19 protein-coding genes and 1 pseudogene are annotated in these 26,644 nt (G+C 71.2%); 6 read left to right on the forward strand and 14 right to left on the reverse strand.

Going from position 1 to position 26,644, the window contains the following annotated elements:
• Positions 1 to 2 precede the first annotated feature (2 nt).
• Together SLINC_RS10520 and SLINC_RS10525 are read right to left on the reverse strand one after the other, a co-directional pair.
• Positions 3 to 971, reverse strand: coding sequence for a DNA polymerase Y family protein (locus SLINC_RS10520; RefSeq protein ID WP_067429827.1), 969 nt, complete (start codon positions 969 to 971; stop codon positions 3 to 5).
• Positions 968 to 4,435: a DNA polymerase III subunit alpha gene (locus SLINC_RS10525; protein WP_067429832.1), complete on the reverse strand. Its 3,468-nt coding sequence runs from the start codon at positions 4,433 to 4,435 to the stop codon at positions 968 to 970. The genes SLINC_RS10520 and SLINC_RS10525 overlap by 4 nt, the downstream gene beginning before the upstream one ends.
• A 142-nt stretch (positions 4,436 to 4,577) precedes the next feature.
• Between SLINC_RS10525 and SLINC_RS10530 the strand changes: the two genes are divergently transcribed.
• Complete coding sequence (locus tag SLINC_RS10530) at positions 4,578 to 5,618, forward strand: ABC-2 transporter permease (RefSeq protein ID WP_067429835.1); 1,041 nt, start codon at positions 4,578 to 4,580, stop codon at positions 5,616 to 5,618.
• Positions 5,619 to 5,730: 112 nt separating this feature from the next.
• Here SLINC_RS10530 and SLINC_RS10535 read toward each other — a convergent pair whose 3' ends face one another.
• From SLINC_RS10535 to SLINC_RS10565, 7 genes are all read right to left on the reverse strand, one after another.
• Entirely contained in the window at positions 5,731 to 6,810 is a 1,080-nt protein-coding gene (locus SLINC_RS10535; protein WP_079164483.1) for a S1 family peptidase, read from the reverse strand.
• A gap of 233 nt (positions 6,811 to 7,043) precedes the next feature.
• Entirely contained in the window at positions 7,044 to 7,913 is an 870-nt protein-coding gene (locus tag SLINC_RS10540; RefSeq protein WP_067445202.1) for a slipin family protein, read from the reverse strand.
• Between the two features lie 205 nt (positions 7,914 to 8,118).
• Positions 8,119 to 9,024: a S1 family peptidase gene (locus tag SLINC_RS10545; RefSeq protein ID WP_067429842.1), complete on the reverse strand. Its 906-nt coding sequence runs from the start codon at positions 9,022 to 9,024 to the stop codon at positions 8,119 to 8,121.
• Between the two features lie 186 nt (positions 9,025 to 9,210).
• Entirely contained in the window at positions 9,211 to 10,518 is a 1,308-nt protein-coding gene (locus tag SLINC_RS10550; RefSeq protein WP_067429843.1) for an NtaA/DmoA family FMN-dependent monooxygenase, read from the reverse strand.
• Positions 10,515 to 11,564 carry an LLM class flavin-dependent oxidoreductase gene (locus SLINC_RS10555; protein WP_067429844.1) on the reverse strand — a complete coding sequence of 350 codons (1,050 nt, stop codon included), beginning with the start codon at positions 11,562 to 11,564 and terminating at the stop codon, positions 10,515 to 10,517. The genes SLINC_RS10550 and SLINC_RS10555 overlap by 4 nt, the downstream gene beginning before the upstream one ends.
• A gap of 129 nt (positions 11,565 to 11,693) precedes the next feature.
• Positions 11,694 to 13,448, reverse strand: a complete 1,755-nt coding sequence (locus SLINC_RS10560) for an FAD/NAD(P)-binding protein (RefSeq protein ID WP_067429847.1) — start codon at positions 13,446 to 13,448, stop codon at positions 11,694 to 11,696.
• Complete coding sequence (locus SLINC_RS10565; protein ID WP_067429849.1) at positions 13,445 to 14,302, reverse strand: amino acid ABC transporter permease; 858 nt, start codon at positions 14,300 to 14,302, stop codon at positions 13,445 to 13,447. The genes SLINC_RS10560 and SLINC_RS10565 overlap by 4 nt, the downstream gene beginning before the upstream one ends.
• Before the next feature lie 411 nt (positions 14,303 to 14,713).
• On the opposite strand from SLINC_RS10565, the gene SLINC_RS10570 reads away from it, so the two are divergent.
• Positions 14,714 to 15,655 (forward strand): ABC transporter substrate-binding protein, encoded by a 942-nt coding sequence (locus SLINC_RS10570; protein WP_067429851.1) that lies wholly within the window; start codon positions 14,714 to 14,716, stop codon positions 15,653 to 15,655.
• A 12-nt stretch (positions 15,656 to 15,667) separates the two neighbouring features.
• Here SLINC_RS10570 and SLINC_RS10575 read toward each other — a convergent pair whose 3' ends face one another.
• Entirely contained in the window at positions 15,668 to 16,864 is a 1,197-nt protein-coding gene (locus tag SLINC_RS10575; RefSeq protein WP_220472917.1) for a DUF5685 family protein, read from the reverse strand.
• A 308-nt stretch (positions 16,865 to 17,172) separates the two neighbouring features.
• On the opposite strand from SLINC_RS10575, the gene SLINC_RS10580 reads away from it, so the two are divergent.
• On the forward strand, positions 17,173 to 17,610 hold the full coding sequence (locus tag SLINC_RS10580; protein ID WP_067429855.1) for a cell division protein SepF: 438 nt from the start codon (positions 17,173 to 17,175) through the stop codon (positions 17,608 to 17,610).
• Between the two features lie 50 nt (positions 17,611 to 17,660).
• On the opposite strand, the gene SLINC_RS10585 is transcribed toward SLINC_RS10580, so the two are convergent.
• Together SLINC_RS10585 and SLINC_RS10590 are read right to left on the reverse strand one after the other, a co-directional pair.
• The gene (locus tag SLINC_RS10585) at positions 17,661 to 18,851 is read right to left on the reverse strand and encodes an acyl-CoA dehydrogenase family protein (protein ID WP_067429861.1); all 1,191 of its coding nucleotides are present in this window, start codon (positions 18,849 to 18,851) and stop codon (positions 17,661 to 17,663) included.
• A gap of 133 nt (positions 18,852 to 18,984) precedes the next feature.
• Positions 18,985 to 20,589, reverse strand: coding sequence for an MFS transporter (locus SLINC_RS10590; RefSeq protein ID WP_067429864.1), 1,605 nt, complete (start codon positions 20,587 to 20,589; stop codon positions 18,985 to 18,987).
• 260 nt (positions 20,590 to 20,849) lie between these two features.
• Here SLINC_RS10590 and SLINC_RS10595 point away from each other — a divergent pair, with 260 nt between their 5' ends.
• Complete coding sequence (locus tag SLINC_RS10595; protein WP_067429867.1) at positions 20,850 to 22,001, forward strand: mannosyltransferase family protein; 1,152 nt, start codon at positions 20,850 to 20,852, stop codon at positions 21,999 to 22,001.
• 248 nt (positions 22,002 to 22,249) lie between these two features.
• Positions 22,250 to 23,254: a phosphatase PAP2 family protein gene (locus SLINC_RS10600; RefSeq protein ID WP_067429871.1), complete on the forward strand. Its 1,005-nt coding sequence runs from the start codon at positions 22,250 to 22,252 to the stop codon at positions 23,252 to 23,254.
• A gap of 114 nt (positions 23,255 to 23,368) precedes the next feature.
• Here SLINC_RS10600 and SLINC_RS10605 read toward each other — a convergent pair whose 3' ends face one another.
• Positions 23,369 to 23,584 (reverse strand): I78 family peptidase inhibitor, encoded by a 216-nt coding sequence (locus tag SLINC_RS10605; protein ID WP_067429874.1) that lies wholly within the window; start codon positions 23,582 to 23,584, stop codon positions 23,369 to 23,371.
• Between the two features lie 424 nt (positions 23,585 to 24,008).
• On the opposite strand from SLINC_RS10605, the pseudogene ctaD reads away from it, so the two are divergent.
• Positions 24,009 to 25,682: pseudogene (gene ctaD / locus SLINC_RS10610) on the forward strand (aa3-type cytochrome oxidase subunit I); the annotation flags it as partial.
• Here the strand turns inward: ctaD and SLINC_RS45790 are convergent.
• On the reverse strand, positions 25,579 to 26,631 hold the full coding sequence (locus tag SLINC_RS45790; protein ID WP_079164485.1) for a helix-turn-helix transcriptional regulator: 1,053 nt from the start codon (positions 26,629 to 26,631) through the stop codon (positions 25,579 to 25,581). The pseudogene ctaD and the gene SLINC_RS45790 overlap by 104 nt on opposite strands.
• Positions 26,632 to 26,644: the final 13 nt, after the last annotated feature.

Genomic DNA, 26,644 nt, shown 5'->3' on the forward strand with positions numbered 1-26,644 from the left:
GGTCACGCCACCAGGGCCCCCGGCATCACCGCGCGGGGGCCGAACTTCTCACGGGCCCGGTCGGCGACCTCCTCGATGCGACGGAGTTTGTCGTCGGCCGGGTCGAAGGTGAGCTGGTGGGAGGAGTGTTCGGCGGGGTCGAGGCCCTCGGCGCGCAGGGCGAGGGAGCGGACCCGGGCGCGCTGGAGGCCGAGGGCCTCGTACATGCCGTAGGCCACCCGCGTCAGGGCCGCGGAGTGGGCGGTCGGCTCCTCCAGGGTGCGGGTGCGGGTCGTCGAAGACCGGTCGGCATAGCGGACGGTGAGGGTCAGGGTGCGGCAGACCTTGTCGAGGGCGCGCAGCCGGGCGCCCAGTTCCTCGGCGGCGGAGAGAAGGGCACGACGGTGCCGGGCCGGGTCCAACTCGTCGCGGGTGAAGGGGCGTTCGGTGGCCAGGGAGCGGGAGACCCCGTTGGGGACCACCCGGCCGCGGTCCACGCCGGCGGCCTTCTCGTGCAGTTCCCGCCCGGTCTTCGCGCCGACCAGGCGCTGGAGCGTGGACAGGGGCGCGGCGGCGACCCGGCCGAGGGTGTCGAGGCCGTACTCGCACAGGGTGCGGGCGGTCGCGGCGCCGACGCCGGGGAGCGCGGCGACGGGCTTGTCGGCGAGGAACTCCCCCGCGTCCTCCTCGGACACCGCGCAGGTCACCCCGGGTGCGGCGTCCCGCAGCGCCATCCGGGCCAGCATCGTGCCCGGCCCGGCGCCGATCGCGCAGTCGACCCCGTACAGCGCGAGGGCACGGACCCGGATCACCGACGCCAGCTCCACCGCGTCGCGCCCGAAGTACCGCTCGGCGCCCCGGAGATCGGCCAGCGCCCCGTCCGGCGGCAAGGCCTCGACAACCGGTGTGAACTCCCCCAGCAACCCGAGCAGCCCCGGCAGGGCCGTCTCGCCCGTCGGCGGCAGCTGGAAACGTACGCACAGAATGGTCATCCCGCACTCCCCGGACTCTGGTGCCACAACTTCCGTGCCTGTGAAGGCTCTTGGCCCGCCGGCCGCAGATCGGCCCACGGATGCAGTTCGTATCCCGTCGGCATTTGGATTCGCCGGCCCCCGGTGGAATCACCGGCCCCTTCCGGCACGGGCTTCGCCAGCCGCGCCGAGACCTCGTCGAGGCCGCCCTCGGCGCGCAGTTCGACCAGTTCGGCGAGGTTCCAGGCCGCGGCGCCGACCACGCTGAGGCTGCGCGGGCCGCGCCGCTGCACCACCCCGCGCACCAGCAGGAGCCAGGAGTGGAAGACGGTGTGGGCGCAGGCGTCGTGCGAGTCGTCGAAGAAGGCGAGGTCGACCAGGCCGGTGCCGTCGTCCAGGGTGGTGAAGATGACCCGCTTGCCGGACCGGATCGGCGGGGTCTGGGTGGCCGCCTTGGCCCCCGCCACCAGCACCGCCTCCCCGTGCCGCGCCTCCCGCAGCCGCCGCGCCGACACCACGCCCAGCTCGTCGAGGAACGCCCGGTGGTCGTCCATCAGGTTGCGCGAGGCGTCCATGGACAGCACGCCCAGCTCGGCGCTGAGCCGCTCGGCGGATGACAGGTCGGGCAGCCCGGCGGCCGCGGTCTTCCGCCCACCGCTCAGCGGCAGTTGACCTCCCCCGGCGCCCCGCGCACCGCGATGCAGCTCGGTCAGGTGCAGTTGCAGATCACGCCGGTTGGCGCCGAAGGCATCCAACGCCCCTACCTGCGCGAGGCGTTGGGCCAGCGGCCTGCTCGGCCGCGCCCGCTCCCAGAAGTCGACCAGCGAGGCGTACGGCTGCCCGTCCGCGATCCGCGCCGCCTCGGCCTCACTGCTCCCGTGCACGTCGGCGAGCGCCAGCCGGAGCCCCCAGCCCTTGCCCCCCCTCGGCCCCTTCGACCCCTCTGACCCCTTCGGTTCAGCAGATTCAGACACCAGTTCGATACGGTGGGCGACTCCCGACTCGTTCACGTCCAACGGCAGGATCGGCACCCCGCGCCGCCGCGCGTCCGCCAGCAGCAGCCGCTTCGGATACATCCCCGGGTCGTGCGTGAGCAGCCCCGCGTAGAAGGCCGCCGGATGATGCGCCTTGAGCCACGCCGACTGGTACGTCGGTACGGCGAAGGCGACCGCGTGCGCCTTGCAGAAGCCGTACGACCCGAAGGCCTCGACGATCTCCCAGGTCCGCTGAATCGTTTCTGCTTGATAGCCGTTCGCCGCCGCGTGCTGCGCGAACCAGACCTTGATCCGCCCCTGCGACTCCGGGTCGGACAGCCCGCGCCGCACCCGGTCCGCCTCGCCGCGCCCACAGCCGGTCATGACGGCGACGATGTCGATGATCTGCTCGTGGAAGACGACGACCCCGTACGTCCCCTTCAGCGGCTCCTCCAGGTCCGGGTGCGGGTAGCGGACGGGCGCCCGCCCGTGCCGTGCCTCGATGAACGGCCGCACCATGTCGGCGGCGACCGGGCCCGGCCGGAACAGCGAGATGTCCACGACCAGGTCGTGGAAGGTGGCCGGCTGGAGCCGTCCGACCAGGTCGCGCTGGCCCGGCGACTCGATCTGGAAGCAGCCCAGGGTCTCGGTGGACCGGATGAGTTCGTACGTCGCCGGGTCGCCGTCCTCCAGCGCGTCCAGGTCGAGCCGCTCCCCCGTCGCCCGCTCCACCTCCGCGACCGCGTGCGCCATCGCCGACTGCATCCGCACGCCCAGGACGTCGAGCTTGAGCAGCCCGAGCTCCTCGACGTCGTCCTTGTCGAACTGCGCCATGGGGAACCCCTCGCCGCTGGTCGGCACGACCGGCGTACGGCTCAGCAGGGACGCGTCGGACAGGAGTACCCCGCACGGGTGCATGGCGACTCCGCGCGGAAGGGCGTCGAGGGATTCGACCAGCTCCCAGAGCTTGCCGTACCGCGCACCTTCCCGCTGGAACTCCCCCGCCAGCTGCCTGAGTTCGGGCAGTTCCGCCAGCGCCGCACGGGCGTCGCGCGCCCGGATGTGCGGGAAGGACTTGGCGATACGGTCGATGTCGGCCGGGTCCATGGACAGGGCCGCGCCGACGTCGCGGACCGCGTGACGCACCCGGTAGGTCTCCGGCATCGCGACCGTGGCGACCCGCTCGGTGCCGAACCGGCCGATGATCGCGCGGTAGACCTCCAGCCGGCGCGCGGACTCCACGTCGATGTCGATGTCGGGCAGCACGACCCGCTCCTTGGACAGGAACCGCTCCATCAGCAGCCCGTGCTCGACCGGGTCGGCGTGCGCGATGCCGAGCAGGTGGTTCACCAGCGACCCCGCACCGGAGCCGCGGGCGGCGACCCGGATGCCCATGTCCCGTACGTCGTCCACCACATGAGCCACCGTCAGGAAGTAGGAGGCGAAGCCGTGGTGGGCGATGATGTCCAGCTCCCGGTGCATCCGCTCCCAGTAGTCGCGCTTCCCGGAGTACCCCTTCAGCACCATCCCCGCCGCCGCCCGTGAGGCGAGCGCCCGCTGGGCGGTGCGGCGGCCGGCGCCGACGAGGTGCGGCTCGGGGAAGTGGACGGTGCCGATGCCGAGGTCGTCCTCGGGGTCGACCAGGCACTCGGCGGCCGTGGCCCGGGTCTGTTCCAGCAGCCGGAGGGCGGCCTCGCGCCGGTAGCCCGCGGCCTCGACGATCCGCTCGGCGGCCCGGAGCATGGCGCCGGCGTCCTTGAGCCAGGCCTCCCCGGAGTCCAGTTCCCCGCTTCCGTCGATCGGGACCAGGCGGCGGGCCGCGTCCAGGACGTCGGCGACCGGGCCGAGGCCGGGGTCGGCGTACCGGACGGCATTGCTGAGCACGGGCCGGATCCGCTGCTCGGCGGCGAAGCCGACGGTACGGGCGGCCAGACGCAGCGAGCCCGGACCGGTGCCCTCACGGCCGTGCCAGACGGCCTCCAGGCGCAGCGCGTCGCCGTAGACCTCGCGCCAGGGGACGAGGAGTTTCGCGGCACGGTCGGGGCGGCCGGCGGCGAGGGCGCGGCCCACGTCGGAGGCGGGGCCGAGCAGGACGGTCAGGCCGTCGGCGTGGTTGTCGGACCGGGGCAGCAGCGGGGTGCCGTCGGCGGTGTGGGCGGCGGTGACCAGCCGGCACAGGTCGGCCCAGCCGCGGGCCCCGTCCCGGGCGAGGAAGGTGACGCGGGGTGTCGACTCGTCGATGAAGGCACCGCCGCGCACGGGGGTGCGGCGGCGCTCCTGCCGCGGCGCCCCGGGCAGCTCCACCGCGAGGTCCACGCCGAACAGGGGGCGGACGCCCGCCTTCGCGCAGGCTCTGGCGAAGCGGACCGTGCCCGCGAGGGTGTCGCGGTCGGTGAGGGCGAGGGCGTCCATGCCCCGCTCGAAGGCGCGCTCGGCCAGGCGCTCCGGGTGGGAGGCGCCGTAGCGCAGGGAGAACCCGGAGACGGCGTGCAGATGGGTGAAGCCAGGCATCGCACCTCCCGCCGTCGCCATTATCGAACATCAGTTCCCAACGCCCCCACCCCCACCATAGACCAATTTTCGAACCTCTGTACGACATCCATTCGGCCGCCTCCCACCTGCGGAAACGTCCGCCGCCCCGGACCGTGAGGGCATGGCACCGACCTCCTTCCGCGACGAGGTGAAGGACGCCGTCACCCCGCGGGCCACGTTGCTGGTCATCGGCGTGGTCGCCCTCCATCTGCTCTTCATCGCCTCCTACGTGGGGGCACTGCACGATCCGAAGCCGAAGGACGTGCCCTTCGGGGTCGTCGCACCCCAGGCCGCCGCCCAGCAGGCGGTGACCCGGCTGGAGCGGCTGCCCGGGAAGCCGCTGGATCCGCGGGCGGTGGCCGACCCGGCCACGGCGCGGAAGCAGATCATGAACCGGGAGATCGACGGCGCCCTGGTCATCGATCCGGCCGGCACCACCGACACGCTCCTGGTCGCCACCGGCGGCGGGAAGGTACTGGCCACCACCCTGGAGACACTCACCGCCACCCTGGAGAAGTCCGAGGGGCGCACGGCACGCATCGTCGACGTGGCCCCGGCCGACACCCAGGACGCCAACGGTCTCTCCTCCTTCTACGTGACCGTGGGCTGGTGCGTCGGCGGCTACCTGTGCGCCTCGATCATGACGATCAGCTCGGGCGCCGGCCGCTCCACTCCCCGCCGTGCGGTGATCCGCCTGGCCGCCATGGCGCTCGTCGCGGTCGTCGGCGGGCTCGGCGGCGCGCTGATCGTCGGGCCGGTCCTGGACGCCCTGCCGGGCAGCCTCCTGGCCTTCTGGGGGCTCGGAGCCCTGATCATCTTCGCGGTCGGCGCGGCCACCCTCGCCTTCCAGGGCGTCTTCGGACTCGCCGGCATCGGCCTGGTCATCCTGCTCGTGGTGATCCTGGGCAACCCGAGCGCGGGCGGCGCCCTTCCGCCGCCGCTCCTGCCCACCTTCTGGAAGGACATCGGCCCCGCCCTGCCCCCCGGCGCCGGCACCTGGTCGGCCCGCTCCCTCGCCTACTTCAAGGGCAACGACATGACCGGCTCCCTGCTGGTCCTGTCGGCCTGGGCGGTCGCGGGGGTCGCGATCACCCTGCTGGCGGCGGCGCTGCGGACGAGACGCGGGGAGCGGGGCGAGGACCTGCCGCCCCGGACTCCGTAGCCCGCGTACCGCTCCCGCCCCCCTTCACGGCGAGCGGGTGGCAGACGAGCGGGTGGCAAACGAAAATCCCGCCCCTCGCGCGCGGGGCGGGATCTCGCGGAACCGAAAAGCGTCAGCCGATCTGGGTACCGGTCGCCGACAGCGCCTCGGTCACCGGCTGGAAGAAGGTCTCCCCGCCGGAGGTGCAGTCACCGCTGCCGCCGGACGTGAGTCCGATCGCGTTGCTGCCCGAGAAGAGCGACCCACCGCTGTCACCGGGCTCGGCGCAGACGTCGGTCTGGATCAGGCCGTTGACGATGTCGCCGCTGCCGTAGTTCACGGTGGCGTCCAGACCGGTGACCGTCCCGCTGTGCACCTGGGTCGTGGACCCGCTGCGGGTCACCTTCATGCCGACGGTGGCCGCGGCGGCACCCGTGATCTTCTGGGTGGACCCGTTGTAGAGGTTCACCTCGCTCGGGTGGGCCACCTCCGCGGTGTACTTGACCAGCCCGTAGTCGTTGTCCGGGAAGCTGGACACCTCGTTGGTGCCGATCTCGGTGCCGCCTGCCGACCAGGTGGAGATGGACTCGGTGCAGTGACCGGCCGTGAGGAAGAACGGCTCGCCGCCCTTGACCACGTTGAAGCCGAGCGAGCAGCGCCCACTGCCGTCGGTGATCGCGTCACCGCCGGCGACGAAGGGCTTGAACTCCCCCTTGGTGCGCTGGAGTTCGGCCTTGGCGCCGAGGCCGTCGACGACCTTGGTGAGCTTGGCCCACTCGGCGTCGGAGACCGTGCGGTCGGCGGTGACGACGACCTTGTTGGTCGTCGGGTCGGTCGCCCAGGCGGTGCCCGGGATGCTGGCGTCCTGCTTGAGCGTGCCGCGGGCACCCTTCAGCTCGGCGAGGGAGTTCTCGACGATTCTCGCCTTGGCGCCGGCCGCCTCGACGGTCTTCGCCGCGCTCTCGTCGAGCACGTTGACCACGAGACTCCGGGCCTTCGCGTCGTAGAACGTACCCGCCGCGTCCGCGCCGAGTTCCTTGCCGAGCGTCGAGGCGAGATTTCCGGCCGCCTGTACCGACAGTGTCTTGAGCGCCGGGGTCGCGGCCGGCTCGCTCGCGTTCGCGGTCTGCAAAGTGACTGCCCCGGCGATCAGTGCGGCGATACCCGCACCTGCCATGGCCGCCCGTCGCCTGGGTATGCGTCGGTGCTTCAACTCGCGTCCTCCTGTGGGGGGTCGGCCCGTCGAGGTTGTGGGGACCTCGCGAACCGGAAGGCTGGTTGACGAGCGACCACTCTTCCGAACCCCACAGGGGGCGCACAAGGTCGACTTCCGGACGCGCGTAGAACGCGGTTGCACGCCCCCCTACCTTGACCGCGTACAGTCATTTCGGGCGAATTCGATCCGCAAATGCTACGCGCGGGTAACCAAAGAACTTACCGTGAGGTCTAGTCCTGTCTTGAAATCGACCCCTCGGAGGCCGGATCCGCGTGAGGAGCCCGGGACGGAAGTTGCTCCTGCACCGGTTGCTGTGACTGCTGCTGCGGCGGCGCGTACCCCTGCTGCGCCCTCTCCAGGAACCGCAGCAGCTCCACCGGGAACGGCAGGACGAGCGTCGAGTTCTTCTCGGCGGCGACCGCCACGACCGTCTGGAGCAGCCGCAGCTGGAGCGCGGCGGGCTGCTCGGACATCTCCTTGGCGGCCTCGGCGAGCTTCTTCGACGCCTGGAGCTCGGCGTCGGCGTTGATGACCCGGGCCCGCCGCTCGCGGTCCGCCTCCGCCTGCCGGGCCATCGAGCGCTTCATCGTCTCGGGCAGCGACACGTCCTTGATCTCGACGCGGTCGATGGTGACGCCCCACTCCACCGCGGGGCTGTCGATCATCAGCTCCAGGCCCTGGTTGAGCTTCTCGCGGTCGGACAGCAGATCGTCCAGGTCGCTCTTGCCGATGATGGACCGCAGCGAGGTCTGCGCCATCTGGGAGACCGCGAACCGGTAGTCCTCCACCCGTACGACCGCCTCGGCCGGCCCGGTCACCTTGAAGTAGACGACCGCGTCCACCCGTACGGTCACGTTGTCCCGGGTGATGCCCTCCTGGGCCGGCACCGGCATCGTGACGATCTGCATGTTCACCTTGCGGAGCTTGTCGATGCCCGGAACGATCATCGTGAAGCCCGGTCCGCGCACGTCGGACCGCAGCCGGCCGAGCCGGAACACCACGCCTCGTTCGTACTGTTTGACGACCCGCGCCGCCGCCATCACATAGACCGCTCCGGCGGACACGAGCGTCACTCCCGCCGCCACCAGCTCCTCGACCATCACGGCCCCCAGGGTCCGAAGTGGGCGCATCAGAGGTGCATCAAGGCCTCATACGACGGTAACTCCGTGGCCCGGACAAGGGCGAGCCCCCGCACGACGGTTGCGTGCGGGGGCTCGTGTTCAACGGTGGTTCGCCGTGCTGCCGGCTGCGCGGATCAGGGCCGTCCGTGTGGGGCGGATACGGCCCGGGGTTCGGCGGGCCCGGTCAGTAGATGCTGACGCCGTAGGCGCTGAGGGCCTCGGTGACCGGCTGGAAGAAGGTCGTACCGCCGGAGGAGCAGTTGCCGCTGCCGCCGGAGGTCAGACCGTAGGCGGTGCCGTTGCTGCCGTAGAGCGAACCGCCGGAGTCGCCGGGCTCGGCGCAGACGGTGGTCTGGATCAGGCCGCCGACGACGTCGCCGCCGCCGTAGTTGACGCTCACGTTGAGAGCGGTGACCCGGCCGCTGTGCGTACCGGTGGTGGAGCCGTCGCGGATGACGGTGGTGCCCACGCTGGGCGTGGCCGCGCGGGTGATGTCCACGCCGTTCGCGGTGCCGGGCCGGCTGACGGAGCCGGAGTAGCGCACGATGCCGTAGTCGTTGCCCGGGAAGCTGGAGCCGGTGGTCGAGCCGATGACCGTGGTGCGGCCGGAGTTGGAGTACCAGGTGCCCGCGCCGTCGGTGCAGTGACCGGCGGTCAGGAAGAACTGCTGGCCGCTGCTGTTCTGGACGTTGAAGCCGAGGGAGCAGCGCCAGCTACTCGCATAGATGGCGTCGCCGCCCTGGATGAACTTGCTGAACTTGCCGGGCGTGCGCTTGATCGTGAGCGCGTCGGCGTTGCCGCCCGCCTGCTCCTTGATCTTCGCGATCTCGGCCTGGGAGACCGTGCTGTCGGCGGTGACGACGACACGGTTGGTCTTGCTGTCGACGGCCCAGGCGGTACCCGGGATGTCCGCCTTCAGCACGGAGCCGCCGGCGCTCTTGAGCTCGGCGGCACTGAAGGTGCTGGGGGTGTCGGACGCGTTCGCGCTGGGGACCGCGATCGCGGCGGCGGCCACGAGGCCGGTGGAAACGGCGATCAGCCGGGTCCGTCTGGAGATACCGCTACGGGGAGTGGTGCGCTTGATCCTCACTTTTCGTTCCTCCACAGGGGAAGTAGGGGGCCCTCGTGGGGTGGGGCCCGTGAGGCGCAGCCAGGGGTTCAGGAGTGCCCGGATTCCGAACACGCCGTGCCCCTGACAAGCGCTGAGGGGGAGTATTCGGCCGAACGACCGGTCGGCGCAAGAGCGCCTTTCGGCCGTCGGCGTGCCGTCGGCGTCTTACGGGGCGGAGGAAAGGGGCAGACGAGGTGGTTCCGAGAGCCCTAGATGCGAGCGCAGGGTGGTGCCCCGGTACTCGGTGCGGAACACTCCGCGCTCCTGGAGCAGCGGCACCACCTGGTCCACGAACTCGTCGAGTCCGCCCGGGGTGAGGTGCGGGACGAGGATGAAGCCGTCGGCGGCGTCCTGCCGGACGAACTCCTCCATCTCGGCCGCGACCGCCGCCGGGGTGCCGACGAAGGACTGTCGGCCACCCGCCTCGATCACGGTCTGCCGGATCGACAGCCCCTTCTCCCGGGACAGGGCCCGCCACTTCTCGGCGATCGCGACCGTGTCACCGCGCCGCGTCCGCCCCCGGGTGAGTGACGGCTCGGCCACCGGGTCGATGTCGGGAAGGGGGCCGTCCGGGTCGTAGGAGGACAGATCGACGCCCCAGATCTGCTCCAGCGTGAGGATCGCGGTCTGCGGGGACGTCTGCTGCCGTCGGATCACGGCGGCCTTCTCCCGGGCCTCGGCGGCGGTGTCGCCGAGGACGACGCCGACGCCGGGCATGATCTTCAGGTCGGCGGGCGTACGGCCGTATCGCGCCAGGCGCCGCTTCACATCGGCGGAGAAGGCCCGGCCCTCCTCCAGCGAACTGTGCCGGGTGAAGACCACGTCGGCCGTGGAGGCCGCGAACTCGCGTCCCTCGTCGGAGTCGCCGGCCTGGATGACGACCGGGTGCCCCTGCGGGGAGCGCGGCAGACCGAACTCGCCCGCGATGTCGAAGTGCCGTCCCCGGTGCGCGAAGGGCCGGGGCACGCCGTCCGGAGTCCAGGAGTCCCACAACTCCCGTGCCGTGGCCACGAATTCGGCGGCGCGTGAGTACCGGTCCGCCCGGTCGAGGTAGCCGCCGCGCCGGAAGTTCTCGCCGGTGAAGGCATCCGAGGAGGTCACCACGTTCCACGCCGCCCGGCCCCCGCTGAGGTGGTCCGACGTGGCGAGCCTGCGAGCGAGTTCGTACGGCTCGTTGAAGGTGGCGTTGACCGTGGCGGCGAGGCCGAGCCGGTCGGTGACGGCGGCGAGCGCGTTCAGCACGGTGAGGGACTCGGGCCGCCCCACCACGTCCAGGTCGTGGACACGGCCCTTGTGTTCGCGCAGCCGCAGTCCCTCGGCGAGGAAGAAGAAGTCGAACAGCCCGCGTTCGGCGGTGCGGGCCAGGTGCTCGAAGGAGGAGAACTCGATCTGCGACCGCGAGCGCGGATCGGCCCAGACGGTGGTGTTGTTGACGCCGGGAAAGTGCGCCGCGAGATGCATCCGCCTGGTCATGAGGTCTCCCCCGCGTACTGGTTGGCGGGCCGGGCGAGGCCCAGATGCTCCCGGAGCGTGCTGCCCGGGTAGAAGGTGCGGAACAGTCCCCGGTGTTGCAGCAGCGCCACCGTGCCGTTGACGAGACGTTCCAGGTCACGGCGGGGTTCGGTGGGGACGAGATGGAAGCCGTCGACCGTGCCCTCCTGGTACCAGGAGGTGATCAGCTCGGCGAGGTCGACGGGGCCGCCCCGGTACAGCGGGCCCCACGCGGTCGGCCGGGGGCCGCCCCCGCCGTGGCCCGGCTCGGCCGCGTACTCCCCGTCGCCGAGGTCGACGACCAGGCTCGCCAGGACACGCAGCTCGTCCGGATCCCGCCCGGACTCGGCGGCGTACCGCCGCAGTTGGTCCCGTACGGCGGTGGCCTGCGCGGAGCTCGCGGCCCGCACGAGCGCCACGTCGGCGTGACGGCCCGCGGTCCGCCGGGCGGGCCCGTCGGTGGCGTCGATCACGCGGACGGGGTGGCCCTGCGGGGGACGCGGCACGATCGACGGCCCCCTGACCGAGAAGGCGGAGCCGGTGAAGTCGACGTGGTGGAGCTTGTCCCGGTCGATGAAGCGGCCGGTGGCCTCGTCCCGGATCTCGGCGTCGTCCTCCCAGCTGTCCCACAACCTGGCGGCCACGTCGGCGACTTCATCGGCCTCCTGCCACAGCGCGTCGGCCGGCGCCGAGTGCCGGCGGCCGAAGAGGCGGGCCTCGCCCTCGGTCCTCGACACCTCGATCCGCCAGCCGGCCCGGCCGCGGCTGACCCAGTCGAGGGTCGCGACGGCGGCCTGCACATGGAAGGGCTCGGTGTGCGTGGTGGTGACGGTGGGGACCAGGCCGATCCGGCCGGTGGTGGGCGCGATCCGGGACAGCACCGAGAGCGCGTCGGGCCCCGGGCGGGCGAAGGTGTCGTCCAGCGTCACGAAGTCGAGGCCGCCGTGCTCGGCGAGGCGCGCGAGGGCCACATAGGGGTCGGCGTCGTGGACGGACGGCTGGTCGAGGGCGGCGGCCAGATGCAGCATCACAGCACCTTCGAGAGGAACGCCCGCGTGCGCGCGTGCCGCGGACAGGCGTCGGTCGCGTCGGCGAGGTGGACGGACCTGATGTCGACCATGACAGTCATCGATGGACTTCCTTAGCCGTGGAGGGGGTCAGGCGGCCGCGCGGCGGGCGAGCGCGCTGATGAACACCAGCGCGGCCCGTGCCGTGGCGTCGTTCTGCCGGAAGGCCGGCCCGCCGGTGCGCGGCCGGGTGAAGGCGCCGGGGGTACGGCCGTCGGTGTAGGGCCCGAGCGCGAACCGCCGGGGGTGCGGCCGGCCCGACCGGTCGAGGATCCGCCCGTCGTCGGGGTCCACCCTGAGCAGCCCCTCGGGCGTCTCGGCGGCCCCGTCGGCGTGCAGCCGCCGCAGCAGGGGGTCGCGGGCCCGTGCGACCGTGGGTTCCGGCAGCCGCGCCTCGACCAGCGCCCGGGCCTCGACGACCGCCCCCGGCACGGTGGCGCTCGCCGCCCGGAACACGCCGTCCTCGGCGGTGACGGTCATGTCGGCGCCGACGAAGTTCAGCAGGCCCGCCCGGGACAGTGCCTGCATCTGCCGCAGCCGGGGGCCGGGCGGCCCGGAGGCGAGGTAGCTGAAGAAGCCGTGCCACCAGGGCCCGATGTCCCCGAGCCGGACCAGCTGGCCGTAGACGGACAGCAGCCCGAGGAAGACCGCCAGGTCCGGGCTGTACGACGGATCATGACGTCGGTTCAGGTCCCGCTCGACGTATCCGCGCATCCCCTCCTGGAACGCCTCGAAGGACCCGTATCGCACCCCGTCCAGCGGCCGGTCGAGCGCGGCGAGGTCGAGCCGGTCGGCGGGGTCGGGCACGGCGGACGCGACCAGGGCGGCCCGCCCGGCCGGATCCTCGGCGGCCGCGTACTTCTCCTCGAAGACGCTCCAGGACAGGGTCGTCCGCTCGGGGTGGACCGTGAACAGCCGGTGGTAGTGCGCGAACCCGAGCTCCTTCTCGATCAGCGGCCACACGTCCCGCCCGAAGTGGAACCCCGGCCGGGCGAGCAGCGCGTCGACCTCGGCGGGCCCGAAGTACCGCGGCAGCGGCGGCCGTTCACCGGTCCAGTCGTAGCCGATCTTCGAGTGGTACGGCACTCCGCGCCGCGATCCGACGTACAGCACCGGTTCCCGTCCCGAGGGCACATAGGTGTCCCCCTCGTACCGCCCGCCGCGCCCCTCGGTGAGCAGCACCATCAGGTCGACGAAGGCCAGCCCGAAGCCGCGGACCAGGACGGGCTCGCCGGGGGCGAGCGGGGACAGATCGCTGTCGGCGGTGAAGTCCGGCGGCAGATGGACGAGGTCGTGCTCACGGGCGTAGGCGGCCAGGCCGGCCTGCTGCTCGTCGAGTTCGGCGTCCAGGTGGCCGAGGGCGAGGACGACGAGGTCGGCGAGGAGGGGGCGCGGTCGGTCCTCCAGCCACACCTGCTGGCGGCCCTCGCGGGGACCGCTCACGCGCAGGGCGCGGCGGGGATGGTGATGGACGGTCACCGACGCAGGCAGGGCGGCCACCGCCCGGTCGTGCACCCACCTGAGATAGGCGCCCTGCGTCGGGCGATCGGCGAAGGTGCGGCCGTCGACGGCGGCCCACTCGTGCAGCGTGGGTCCGGGCCGCACCGGCCCCTCCATCGGCACCGTCTCGTCGGTGAACATGGTGATGTCCTCGGCGTGCGAGTTCATCCACAGCAGTGGTGACTGCGCCTGCCGCCAGATCCGCCCGGCGCCGGGCCGGTGCGGGTCCACCAGATGCACGTCGAGCCCCGAACCGGCGTACAGCTCCGGCGCGTTGGCGGCGATCCGCTCGATCAGTCCGGTCCCCCGCGGTCCGGCCCCGACGATGACGAGAGAGGACCTCATCGGGCGCTCCCGGAGCCTCGCGCGTAGTGCTTCTCCACGTAGTACTGGCCGACGCCGAGCACCGAGGTCACGACGGTGTACCAGACGGTGGCCACCATCAGCAGCGGGATGACCTGGTAGGTGCGGTGGTAGACGAGCTGCACCGAGTAGAGCAGGTCCTGCACGGCGATGACGCTGACAATGGAGGTGCCCTTCAGGGTGCCGATCAGCAGGTTCCCGGCGGGCGGCACGATGGAGCGCATCGCCTGCGGGAGCACGATCCGCCGCCATCGCCGCCACCGGCTCAGACCCAGCGCCTGGGCCGCCTCGATCTGGCCCCGGTCGACGGAGAGGATCCCGCCGCGCACGATCTCGGCGGCGTACGCGGCCTCGTGCAGGGTGAGGCCGATGACCGCGACGGTGACCGGCCCGAGCAGGTCGACCGTCCGCACCCCGAGGATCTGCGGGTACAGCGCCCCGATGTTGAACCAGAGGAGCAGCTGCACCAGGATCGGGATCGACCGGAACAGCCAGACGTATCCCCAACTGACGCTTCTGAGCACGGGGTTGGTGGAGATCCGGGCGGCCGCGAGGAGGGTGCCGAGCGCGAAGCCGAGCACCATCACGACCGCGGTCAGCCACAGGGTGAGCCACAGGCCGCGCAGCACGGCGTCCGAGGTGAAGTAGTCGGCGACGACGCCCCACCGGAACGCCTCGTTGCGCAGCACCGAGGTGAGCGCGAGGCCGAGGAGCGTCAGGACGGCGAGGGCCGCCGCCCACTGGCCGAGGCGGCGCTGCGGGACGATCCGCAAGGAGTCCGCGTGTTCCGGTGTGTCCGGCGCGGCGGGGGCTTTGGCGAGGGTGTCGGAGGACATGCGAGGGCTCCGTGACATCGAGTCAGAAGAAGAACTCGGACGGGTGCCTTCACACGGATGCGGCCGAGCCCCTCAGCAGGGCCGCCCTTGGAGACTACGGGTGTGTTTCCCGGACCTGTCAAGGCTGTCCATACTGTGAGCCGTACGTCTCAACTCGGTTGACGCACCACCGGATGCCTGTTCCACTTGCCCCATGCATCCACAGCAGTGGCTGGTCAAGCGCTCCCACATCGACTTCGGTCGCGTGTGGTCCTCCTCCTGTTGAGCCGACCCCGCTGCGCGCCCTGATTCCGTAGGGCGCCTTTCGCGTTCTCACCGCTTCCCTGTTCTCCCCCCGTTCTCTCCTGCTTCGCCTTCACACGCGCCCTCCCCTCACCCAGCGCTTTCTCGCTCCCAGGAGACCGCCCCGCCATGCGTACGCCCATGCGTGCCCGAAACGCCCTCTTCATCCCCTTCGCCCTCATCACCGCGGGCACTCTGCTGCTGACCGGGTGCGGTTCCGGCACGGACGCGGTCAACGCCTCGTCCCGGTCGGAGGGGATCCCCACCACGGACGTCGTCTCCGCCGTCAAGAAGGACGAGACGGCGGCCGGACTGCTGCCCGCCGGTACCAGAACCCTCACCCTCGCCGTCAGCGTCTCCGGCCAGCCGCCCGGCACCTCGATCCTGGACGACGGCAAGACCCTGGCCGGCCAGGACGTCGACTTCGCGAACGCCGTCGCCAAGGTCCTCGGCCTCCACCTCACGACGGAACAAGCGAGCTTCGAGGCGATCCTGCCCGCCCTCGACAGCGGCAGGTACGACCTCGGTGTCGGCAACTTCGGCGTCACCGACGAGCGCCGCAGGACGATCGACTTCGTCACCTACATCAACGACGGCCAGGGCTTCGCCGTCCGCCAGGACAGCAAGCAGGCCAAGGTGACCGACCTCCGGCAGCTGTGCGGCCTGAAGGTCGCGACCGGCGCGGGCACCACCTTCGAGGCCACCCTGGAGAAGAACAGGCACCTGTGCGCCGACGCCGGCGAGAAGGCCTACGAGGTGCAGACCTACAGCGAGCAGAGCGCCGTCTGGTCCTCGCTCCAACAGGGCCGCAGCGACATCGTGATGTCCACGATCAACGGCCTGCGCTACGCCGTCGCCCACCAGGAGGGCCTGAAGTTCCTGGGCGAGTTCCACCGCCTCGACGTCGGCTTCGCCTTCAAGAAGGGCACGAAACTGGCCCCCGCCTTCCAGGCCGCGGTGAACACACTGATCGCGGACGGGACGTACGCCGACATCCTGAAGAAGTGGAACACGACGGGCTCGGCACTCACCAAGTCCGAGATCTCCCCACCGGAACTGAAGAACCAGTGACGTCCGGCCGCCCTAACAGCAGTCGCAGCAGCAGTCGCACCCGTCGTCGCAGTCACGGCAGACGCCCTCGCGCTTCTTGCGGGACCACGGACCCTCGTACTCCTTGGCACAGCACAGCTTGCAGGTGCAGCACAGCAGCCAGAACATCCCGCAACCGGCCCAGAACCCGCGCCGTCCCCTGGGCGGCTGGGGTGCGGGCCCGCCCCCGAACCCGCCGAATCCACCACCCCCGCCATCACCCGGCGCTCCCCCACCGCCCGCGAAGGGGTTCCCGCCGGCGTACGGATTCCCGCCCGTGTACGGCTGTTGCGGCGGCTGCCCGGAGGGGTCGTACGGACCGTGCTGGTGGGAGGCGCACACCGGCACGGTGCCGAACGCCCGGTCCACCGAGCGCCGCAGCTCGTGCACGAGCAGCAGATGGGCGAGCCCCGCGTCCGTGAACTCGGCCTCGCGCAGCGCGAGCCGGATCCCGTGCAGGGCGTCGTCGGCGAGCCGCCGGGCCTGCGCCAAGGACGTACCGGTCGCCGCGAGGGGATTCCAGGCGCCCGACACGGCGTCGGCCTCCCTGTCCTCCACGGCGTCCAGGAGGTGCGCGAGCCGCCCGAAGAGGCGTCCGGCCTCGGCGAGCGGCTGAGCGTTGCCCGGCCGTCCGGCCAGCAGCGCGGTGTGCGCGAAGGCCGCGGCGGTCGCGGTCTCGGTCGGCTCGGTGACCGTCAGCAGGGGTGTTCCGGGCCCGGCGAGCGTCTCGATGCCGAGCTGCCGGTCCACGGCGTCGACCAGGACGGCCGTGTCGAACCCGACGTCGAGACCGGTGCGCCCCCCGGCCCGCCCCCAGCTCGTGGCGATCCGCCGGGCGGCGAGTGCCACCGGCCGGCGGGCCAGCACCCCGTCCCCGTCGGCGACATGGTCACGCACCTTGGCCGAGGCGAGCACCAGCGAGACGGCCGCCGCGAGCCGCGCCCCCTCGCCGTGCGCGACGGAGGCGGTGCGCATTCCCCGCAACGGGCAGGGTCCCGCCGTACGGCGTCCGCCGCCGGGTTTTTCCGCCTGAGCCTCCGTCAAAACCGATATCAGCAGCCCGTCATAGTTCGTCACGACCCGAGCGAACTGACCGTGGTCCGTGCGCAGCGCGAGGCACAGCCCGCACAAATGCGCCATCCACTGGTCCTTGAGGCTCCGGCCCAGCCTGTGTGAACAGGGTCTGACCATTCCGAACACGACATCCCCCCGTGGTGCGTGCGTCGTTGAACTGCGCTGAGCTGCGGCATCGTACCGGCGCTTCGTTCACCCGTACGCACCGCCCATCACCCATACGCCGTGAAGAATCATATTTCACTCACAGTCAGCAGCTGTTTACGACACGACCCTTGGGACACATGGACTCTGTACGAATCCGCTGTGCACCAGTACCGTCACAAACCCCCCGCGCGGCGTCTATCCACTTGGCGCGACGTCCGCATCATGGATGACCATAGGGATGCGGAAAGCAAGAAAGACCGCTGTGAGAGGAGGCGTCCATGGGATCGGTGCGCAAGGCGAGTGCCTGGCTGGGCCTCGTTGACGACAACGATGACGAGCGTTACTACGACGACGACTACTCCGAAGGGGCCGAGCCCGGGGAGGCCTGGGTCACCGACCCGCGGGTCAAGGTGGCCTCGGACGTGGCGGAGGAGAAGGGGCGTCGGATCGGCACGGTCACGCCGGACAGCTTCCGGGACGCCCGTGCCATCGGTGAGCTGTTCCGGGACGGCGTCCCGGTCATCATGAACCTCACGGCCATGGAGGCCGGCGACGCCAAGCGGGTCGTCGACTTCGCGGCCGGGCTGATCTTCGGCCTGCGTGGTTCGATCGAGCGGGTCTCCACCCGGGTGTTCCTGCTGACCCCCTCCAACACCGAGATCGTGAACGGCGACCCGGCCGCGCACCGCTCGGACGGCTTCTTCAACCAGAGCTGAGGCAGGGCCGCTCACCGGCCCTGCCCCCGCGCAGGGTCCACCGAGAGGCTTTACCGGAACGCGTCGAGTCCGGTGAGCGCCTTGCCCAGCACCAGCTGGTGCATCTCGACGGTGCCCTCATAGGTGAGCACCGACTCGAGGTTGGTCGCGTGCCGCATCACCGGGTATTCGAGCGAGATCCCGTTGGCACCGAGGATCGTGCGGGCCGTACGGCAGATGTCGATGGCCTCGCGGACGTTGTTGAGCTTGCCGAAGCTGACCTGCTCGGGACGCAGGCGGCCGGCGTCCATGCGCCGCCCCAGATGGTGGGCGAGCAGAATCCCCTTGTGCAGTTCGACCGCCATGTCGGCGAGCTTGGCCTGGGTGAGCTGGAAGCCGCCGATCGGCCGCCCGAACTGCTCCCGTGACTTCGCGTAGTCGACCGCGGTCTCGAAACAGGACCGCGCCGCTCCCATCGCGCCCCAGACGATTCCGTAGCGGGCGTGGGAGAGACAGCTGAGCGGTCCCTTCAGCCCGACGACCTCCGGCAGCACGGCGTCGGCGGGCAGCCGTACGTCGTCGAGCACGAGCTCGCTGGTGACACTCGCCCGCAGCGACCACTTGTGCTTGATCTCCGGGGCGGAGAAGCCGGGGCTGTCGGTGGGGACGACGAAGCCGCGGATCCCCTCGTCGGTCTGCGCCCACACGACGGCCACCCCGGCGACGGAACCGTTGGTGATCCACATCTTGCGCCCGTTCAGGACCCAGTCCGTGCCGTCCTTCTTGGCGTACGTCCGCATGGCGGCGGGGTCGGAGCCGTGGTCCGGCTCGGTCAGCCCGAAGCAGCCGATGACCTCACCGGCCGCCATGCGCGGCAGCCAGGCCCGCTTCTGCTCCTCGGAGCCGAACCGGTGGATGGCGTACATGGCGAGGGAGCCCTGCACGGAGACCAGGGAGCGGATCCCGGAGTCGGCGGCCTCCAGCTCCAGGCAGGCCAGCCCGTACTGCACCGCGCTGGCGCCGGCACAGCCGTATCCGGTGAGCGACATGCCGAGCGCGCCGATCCCGCCGAGTTCACGCGCGAGCTCCCTGATGCCGGGCAGTTCGCCCGTCTCGTACCACTCGGCGACATACGGCAGCACCCGGTCCGCGGCCCAGTCCCGCACGGTCTGCCGGATCGCCAGGTCCTCCGGCTCCAGCAGGTCGTCGATCCCGAGGGGGTCGGCGGGGTCGAAGGGGGGCGGCTTCGTGGACGCGGACATGGGGCACCCTCCGGCAGGGAACGGCCGGGCAACGGCCGTGGAACGGACAGAGAACTCGAAAACTAGCACCGCTAGTTACGACTCCGGGGCCGACGTTACGGTGCAGTCTTCCGCACGTCCAGAGGGACCGATGTCAGGCCGAGACGCGGGATTCGCTGACTTCCCTGGGCGAGGGAAGCTCCACGGGCCCGGCCTCCTCGTCGCCGCACTGCATGGTGCGCGGCAGCCGCAGCGCCATCACCGCGCCCAGCAGCAGCAGGCCCGCGCTGACCAGCAGCGTCACATGCAGCCCGTGCACGAAGCACTCCTGGGCGGTGCGGCGCAGGGTGACTCCGGCGGGCCCGCCGAGCCGGTCGGCGATCTCGTAGGCCTCCCCCAGCGAATGCCCCGCCGCCGCGGACGCGGACGCGGGGACCCCGGGCACGGAGCTGAGTCCGGGCGTGTACGCCGCGTTCATCACGCTGCCGAGCAGGGCGATGCCGATGCCCGCGCCCAGCTGGTAGGAGGTCTCGCCGATCGCGGCCGCGCCGCCCGCCTGCTCCGGCGGGGCCTCGCTCAGCATCGACTCGTAGGCCCCGAACAGGGTCGTCTCCAGGCCGAAGCCCAGCAGGACGAAGCCGCACAGCAGCAGGCCCGTGTTGTCCTCGCCGCCCATCGCGGTCAGCAGCACCACGGCCACCGCGGTCAGGCAGAAGCCGAGGCTCACCATCCGCCGCGGCCCGAACCGCCGCAGCATCCGCGCGCCCGCCAGACCGGCGCCCATCGCCGCGACGGTCAGCGGCAGCAGCCGTAGACCGGTCTCCAGCGGGGACAGGCCCAGCACCAGCTGGAGGTACTGCGCCGCGATCAGTTCCAGGCCCACCAGCGCGAGCATCGCCAGCACGATGCACCCCACCGACGTGCTGAACGCCGGCCGGGCGAACATCCGCAGGTCCACCAGGGGATGCTTCAGCCGCCGTTGACGCCGGACGAAGAAGAAGACCAGTACCGCGCCCACCAGCAGCGGCACCACGGAGAACACGTCCAGGTCGCCGCTGCCGAGCCGCTTCACGCCCAGCACCAGGGCGAACAGGCCGGCCGCCGCCATCAGTGCCCCGATCACGTCCCACGGGCCGTTCCGGTCGCCCTTGGACTCGGGCAGCAGAAGTCGGCCGATCGGGAGGCTGACGATCATGAGCGGGATGTTGACGAGGAAGACCGAGCCCCACCAGAAGTGCTCCAGCAGGAAGCCGCCGAGCAGCGGTCCGACGGCCGCGCCGACCGCGGCCACCGCGCTCCAGATGCCTATCGCGAGCGCCCGTTCACGCCGGTCGGGAAAGACCTGGCGGAGGATGGACAGGGTCGCGGGCATGATCATCGCGCCGCCGACGCCGAGCAGCGCCCGCGCCACGATCAGCACCTGGGCGGTGTCGGCGAGGGCCGCCATGGCGGAGGCGACGCCGAACAGCGCGTATCCCAGCAGCAGGACGCGTCTGCGGCCGACGCGATCGCCGAGCGTGCCGAACAGGATCAGCAGCGAGGCGCAGACGAGGGGGTAGACGTCGACGATCCAGAGCAGCTCTATCGCGCCGGGCCTGAGGTCCTCGGTGACGGCGGGCACCGCGACGTGCAGCACGGTCGCGTCCACGGCGACCAGGAGCAGGCTGACACAGAGGACGACGAGGACGACCCAGCGGTTGGCACCGGCCCCGGCCGCCCGACGGCGCAGCCCGACGGCGGCCGTGGTCGTCCCGGACATGTACGTACCTCCCAGATGTTCCCTCGCGTTCGGCGGGCTCACGGGGTGGGGACTCCCCGCGACTCGGCCGGAGAGGAGCGGTGGTCCCCGGCCCGCGCAGCAAATGCGAGTGACACGTCAGCGTACGCGAGTTCGCGCCGGAGCCGAGTGGCGGACCTCTCAGACTTCGGACGGAACACGTGTGGCGTACGCCACTTCCCTCCCCCGCGCACCCGCCCCGCCGGACCCGGCGTTTCACCCCGCGGTCGATAATCGGGCCCGTGACCGATCTTGCGACGCGCCCGACACCCGGCGCCACGGCCCTGCGCCGGGCGGCCCCCGCCCTCCTCGGGTACGCGGCCGTCCGTGCCCTGGGGCTGCTGACGCTGGCCCTGTGGAGCGCGGCGCGCGACAAGAGCGCGTACACCTTGCTGACGGCCCGCTGGGACGCCCTGTGGTACACGAGGGTCGCCGAACTCGGCTACGGCTACGAGGTGCGCCTGCCGAACGGCGACGTGCACTCCAATCTCGCCTTCTTCCCGCTCCTGCCCTGGCTGGAGCGGCTGCTGGCCAGGGCGACCCCGCTGTCGTACGCCGACGCGGGCTTCGTGGTCTCCCTCGTCGCCTCCCTGGCGGCGGCCTGGGGGATCTTCGCGGTCGCCGATCATGTCCACGGCCGTCGGGCCGGCGTCTGCGCGGTCCTGCTGTGGGCCGTGCTGCCCGTCGGGATCGTGCAGTCCATGGCGTACAGCGAGTCCCTGTTCACCGCCCTGGCCGCCTGGTCGCTGTACGCGGTCCTCACCGGCCGCTGGGTGACCGCGGGCGTCCTGGCCGCCCTGGCCGGTCTGACCCGACCGGTGGGGCTCGCGGTGGTCGCGGCCCTGTGGGCGGCGGCGATCGCCGCCCACCTGCGCGACCGGCACACCCCGCACGCCACCGCCCGCCGCGCCCTCGGCATGGCCCTCGCCCCCCTGGGCGCCGCCGCCTACGTCCTGTGGGTCGGCCATCACACCGGCAAGGGCCCGCTCGGCTATCTCGACGTCCAGGCCGGCTGGCGCAACGGCTTCGACGGCGGCCAGGCCTTCGCCCGGTTCGTCGCCGACAAGTTCACGTCGTTCCCGTCGGCGCTGGCGGGCGTCGGCCTGATCATCGGCGTGGGGCTGGTCGTCTGGCTGTACGTCGTCTGTGTACGGCAGGGCCAGCCGCTGCCGCTTCTCGTGTACGCGGGAGTCGTCACCGTCCTCGCGCTGTGCGCGTCGAGCTACTTCGGCTCGAAACCGCGCCTCCTGCTGCCGGCCTTCCCCTTGCTGCTGCCCCTCGCCCTGGCCCTCGCCCGACTGCGTCGGTCCAGGTCGGCGGCGGTGCTGGGCGTGATCGCCGTCGCGGCGGCGCTCTACGGGGCGTTCTGGCTGAACGGCTCGGGTCCGCCATGATCCACTCCGGAGCGCCGGTGAACGCCGGTGAGCGTCCGGATAATTCCAGCCCATGATTCGGTGAACGAATTCATAAGCCACTTAAAACCGTCACCCGAAACGATCAAAGGAATTGAAGGGCACCGTCCTCCAGCATTAGGGATTCCTCGGAAATAAACCTCTCCCTGAGAGGAATCCCACATCACATCGTCATCACAAAGCCGTGGATTCGACCGGGAACTGCGCTCACTCGCTGTAACGTCGATTGGGTGCGTACCGAACGAAAGCTCACCCGTCTGGACCGGGTGTTCGCGAGGCTGGACCGTGAGCCGGAACGACCGGCCCACATCGATGTGCCGAAGATGAGCCGGCACCGGGTCGTGCTGCTCCTGGCGACCCTGGCCTTCTATCTGGCGATCGTGTGGGCCGTCGTGATCACGTCCTGGCTGGTCCGTCTGGACTGGCAGGTCATGTTCTTCCGCCCGTACCAGCAGTGGTCGGAGATCCACTGGTTCGTCGACTACTACGTGGTGCTCGGCCAGCGCGGCCCGACCGCGGTGATGGTCTCGGCCTGGCTCGGCTGGCGCTCCTGGAGACAGCACACCCTGCGCCCCCTGCTGACCCTGGGCGCCTCACTGCTGCTGCTCAACATCACGGTCGGCGCCGCCAAGTACGGCATGGGCAGACTCGGTCCGCACTACGCGACCACCATCGGCTCGAACGAGATGGGTCTGGGCGGCGATATATTTCCCAGCGGCCACACCGCGAACGCGGTGGTGACCTGGGGGATCCTGGCGTATCTGGCCTCCACCCCGCAGGCGCGCCGCTGGCTGTCCGCCCTGTCCGCGGTGGTCTCGCTCGGTGTCGGCATGGCCACCGTCTATCTCGGTACGCACTGGCTCAGCGACGTGCTCCTCGGCTGGGCCGCGGGTCTGCTGATCCTGCTGGCGCTGCCCTGGTTCGAGCCGCTGATCGACCGGGCCGAGGCCGCGATCTTCGATCTGCGCGACCGCTGGCGCGCCCGCCGCGGCGCCCCCGCCCGGTCTCCGCTGTCCCCCGTGGAGACTCCGGTGCGGCTCAAGCCGCGCACCGCACCCCAGAACGAGACCGCGGCCCGCTCGCCCCGGGCGGCGCCGGTCTACCTGGCCCCCGGCCCGCACACACCCCGCTCGGAGCGCACCCCGGTCACTCCGGCCGGCAGCCGCCGCCCACCGCACCCGGACCGCGTCGTGCGGAGCGCGGCCTCCACGCCCCGCCCCCTGGCGGGCGGCTGACGGGCGGCGGGCACACACTGGACAGTGGGGTTCGGTACGCACAACCGCCCCGCGACGACGACGGCCCCGGTCCCCTTCGAGGAACCGGGGCCGTCGCCCGTGTCAGGGGCGCGGTCAGCCCTTCCAGGCGCGGGCCACCCGGCCGTCCTTCACCTCGAAGTTCAGCCGTCCCACGCGGTACTCCATCGTGATGATGGCCCCCGGCGGCAGCGAGCGCACCGCCGACCACCCCCGCTCGCGCGCCAGCCGTTCGGCGCCATCGGAATCCAGACCGACGTAGCTGTCGGGATTGTCGTCGGGTTCGGCGGGAGGTGTCGGAATGGGTGCCATGTGCCCACGCTAGGCCCTGTCCGTCGACCGGGGAAGTCCGGCCCCGTACCCCGCGTCACACGTCCCTCGCCGGTCACGCTTCTGTCACAGAATCACGACACGCGTTTCGGGCAATACCAGTCACACGTACGAGCGGTTCGCTGGTCCTTCCGCAGGGAATCGAACGCAATTCCCGCGTGTCGCACCGGCCCACGGAATAGCCCGGCGGAAAGTTCCCGGGAGAACCGCCCCGGGACCCTTTCTCCGGCCGATTCCGCACGGGTCGGTGGGAACTGACGCCACATAGGGAATACACGGGCGCGGCACAGATCCCCCGTACGCCCCCTGTCGGAGTGCGCGGCGGCGCGAGCATCATGGCGTGGGCTCGCGGGTACGCGTGGCGCGGGCTTCGGGGGCCCGGGCGCGACGAGCGAAGGGGCGAGCGATGGGGACGCAGACCGCGCAGGCGACGGCGGAGCACGTGCCGGGCAAGCGGCACGGCAGTGTGGTCGTCGACTGGCTGACCACCACCGACCACAAGAAGATCGGGCATCTCTACCTGATCACGTCGTTCGGGTTCTTCCTGATCGCCGGGGTCATGGCACTGCTGATGCGCGCCGAACTGGCCCGGCCGGGACTGCAACTGGTGGACAACCAGCAGTTCAACCAGCTGTTCACCATGCACGGCACGATCATGCTGCTGCTGTTCGCGACCCCGAGCTTCGCCGGATTCGCCAACGAGCTGATGCCGTTGCAGATCGGCGCCCCGGACGTGGCCTTCCCGCGGCTGAACATGTTGTCGTACTGGCTGTTCCTCTTCGGCGGTCTGATCGTGCTCGGCTCGCTGCTGGTGCCCTCGGGTCCGGCCGCCTTCGGCTGGTTCGCCTACGCGCCGCTCAACGACTCCGCGCACTCCCCCGGTGTCGGCCCCGACCTGTGGATCATGGGCCTGGCGCTCTCCGGCTTCGGCACGATCCTCGGCGCGGTCAACTTCATCACCACGATCATCGGGATGCGCGCCCCCGGCATGACGATGTTCCGGATGCCGATCTTCGTCTGGAACACGCTGTTCACGTCGATCCTGATCCTGCTGGCGTTCCCGGTGCTGGCGGCGGCCCTGCTGGTGCTGGAGGCGGACCGGCGGTTCGGCTCACAGGTCTTCGACGCGGCCAACGGCGGGGCGATCCTGTGGCAGCACCTGTTCTGGTTCTTCGGGCATCCCGAGGTGTACATCATCGCGCTGCCGTTCTTCGGCATCATCACGGAGATCATTCCGGTCTTCAGCCGGAAGCCGATCTTCGGTTATCTGACACTGGTCGCGGCGACGATGTCGATCACCGGCCTGTCGGTGGTCGTCTGGGCGCACCACATGTTCGCGACCGGCGCGGTGCTGCTGCCGTTCTTCTCCTTCATGAGCTTCCTGATCGCGGTGCCCACGGGGGTGAAGTTCTTCAACTGGACCGGCACCATGCTCAAGGGCTCGCTGTCCTTCGAGACGCCGATGCTGTGGGCGGTCGGCTTCCTGGTGTCGTTCCTGTTCGGCGGCCTGACCGGGGTGATCCTGGCGTCGCCGCCGCTGGACTTCCACGTCACCGACACCTACTTCGTGGTCGCGCACTTCCACTACGTCGTCTTCGGCACGGTCGTCTTCGCGACCTTCGCCGGGTTCTACTTCTGGTGGCCCAAGTTCACCGGGAAGATGCTCGACGAGCGGCTGGGCAAGATCCAGTTCTGGACGCTGTTCGTCGGCTTCCACACCACGTTCCTGGTGCAGCACTGGCTGGGCGCGGAGGGCATGCCCCGCCGGTACGCCGACTACCTCGCCGCCGACGGCTTCACCGCGCTCAACACGCTGTCGACGATCGGCGCGTTCCTGCTCGGCATCTCCACACTGCCGTTCCTCTACAACGTCTGGAAGACCGCGAAGTACGGCAAGAAGGTCGACGTCGACGACCCGTGGGGCTTCGGCCGGTCCCTGGAGTGGGCGACCGCCTGCCCGCCGCCGCGGCACAACTTCACGACGCTGCCCCGGGTCCGCTCGGAGTCCCCGGCGTTCGACCTGCACCATCCGGAGTACGCGGCACAGGCTCCGCAGCCCGAGCCGAAGAGCGAGCAAGCGCGCGAGCGAGGCGGCCACTAGCCGTCCCGATCGCCTCGGTCAGCTCGGCCGGCTCCAGCACCTCGAACTCGAAGCCCAGCAGCATCACGTGGATCACCATCACGTCGAGGCTCCCGGCGCCGGTACGCAGGATGCAGGTGTCCGGACCGTCGGGTTCGAGCGTCCCCGCGGTCGGCGAGATCCGCTCGGCGGCCTCCTCGACGGACGCGAACAGCCGGACGACGGCGTGCGCGGCGTACACGCGGGTGGAGACGCCCTGGGAGACATAGGCGGCCAGGTCCTGGGCGGGCGGTGTGCGCGGGGCGAAGCGCGGCCCGTGCGGCGGCTTGGGCGTGATGCGGTCGACGCGGAAGGTACGCCAGTCGGCGCGGTCGAGGTCCCAGGCCACCAGGTACCAGCGGCGCTCGCTGCACACCAGGCGGTGCGGTTCGACGGTACGGCGGGTGGGGGTGCCCTCGTGGTCCCGGTACTCGAAGCGCAGGCGCTCGGCGTCCCGGCACAGGTTGGCCAGTTCGGTGAGGACGGCCGGGTCGGCGGCCGAGGGCAGCGGGCCGCGCAGCATCGGCACCGTGAAGGCGTTCAGGGCGCTCACCCGGCGGCGCAGCCGGCCCGGCAGGACCTGCTCCAGCTTGGCGAGGGCCCGCACCGAGGTCTCCCCGATGCCGTCGACGCCCTGTCCGGCGGCCGTGCGCAGCCCCACGGCGACGGCCACGGCCTCGTCGTCGTCCAGCAGCAGCGGGGGCAGCTCGGCGCCCGCGCCCAGCTGGTAGCCGCCGCCGGTGCCCGGACTGGCGTTGACGGGATAGCCAAGCTCCCGCAGCCGGTCCACGTCCCGGCGGATCGTGCGCGGGGTGACGTCGAGGCGCTCCGCCAGGGCGGCGCCGGACCATTCGCGGTGGGCCTGGAGCAGCGAGAGCAGACGCAGCAGCCGTGCCGAGGTCTCCAACATGCTCCGAGTCTGC

The organism is Streptomyces lincolnensis (assembly GCF_001685355.1).
Lineage (GTDB): Bacteria > Actinomycetota > Actinomycetes > Streptomycetales > Streptomycetaceae > Streptomyces > Streptomyces lincolnensis.

Coding starts and splice junctions, on each gene's coding strand:
- SLINC_RS10590 (WP_067429864.1), bottom strand. CDS start 20,589: ATGTCCGGGACGACCACGGCCGCCGTCGGGCTGCGCCGTCGGGCGGCC.
- SLINC_RS10520 (WP_067429827.1), bottom strand. CDS start 971: ATGACCATTCTGTGCGTACGTTTCCAGCTGCCGCCGACGGGCGAGACG.
- SLINC_RS10530 (WP_067429835.1), top strand. CDS start 4,578: ATGGCACCGACCTCCTTCCGCGACGAGGTGAAGGACGCCGTCACCCCG.
- SLINC_RS10585 (WP_067429861.1), bottom strand. CDS start 18,851: ATGTCCGCGTCCACGAAGCCGCCCCCCTTCGACCCCGCCGACCCCCTC.
- SLINC_RS10555 (WP_067429844.1), bottom strand. CDS start 11,564: ATGCTGCATCTGGCCGCCGCCCTCGACCAGCCGTCCGTCCACGACGCC.
- SLINC_RS10550 (WP_067429843.1), bottom strand. CDS start 10,518: ATGACCAGGCGGATGCATCTCGCGGCGCACTTTCCCGGCGTCAACAAC.
- SLINC_RS45790 (WP_079164485.1), bottom strand. CDS start 26,631: ATGTTGGAGACCTCGGCACGGCTGCTGCGTCTGCTCTCGCTGCTCCAG.
- SLINC_RS10605 (WP_067429874.1), bottom strand. CDS start 23,584: ATGGCACCCATTCCGACACCTCCCGCCGAACCCGACGACAATCCCGAC.
- SLINC_RS10525 (WP_067429832.1), bottom strand. CDS start 4,435: ATGCCTGGCTTCACCCATCTGCACGCCGTCTCCGGGTTCTCCCTGCGC.
- SLINC_RS10560 (WP_067429847.1), bottom strand. CDS start 13,448: ATGAGGTCCTCTCTCGTCATCGTCGGGGCCGGACCGCGGGGGACCGGA.
- SLINC_RS10575 (WP_220472917.1), bottom strand. CDS start 16,864: ATGGTCAGACCCTGTTCACACAGGCTGGGCCGGAGCCTCAAGGACCAG.
- SLINC_RS10540 (WP_067445202.1), bottom strand. CDS start 7,913: ATGGTCGAGGAGCTGGTGGCGGCGGGAGTGACGCTCGTGTCCGCCGGA.
- SLINC_RS10580 (WP_067429855.1), top strand. CDS start 17,173: ATGGGATCGGTGCGCAAGGCGAGTGCCTGGCTGGGCCTCGTTGACGAC.
- SLINC_RS10565 (WP_067429849.1), bottom strand. CDS start 14,302: ATGTCCTCCGACACCCTCGCCAAAGCCCCCGCCGCGCCGGACACACCG.
- SLINC_RS10570 (WP_067429851.1), top strand. CDS start 14,714: ATGCGTACGCCCATGCGTGCCCGAAACGCCCTCTTCATCCCCTTCGCC.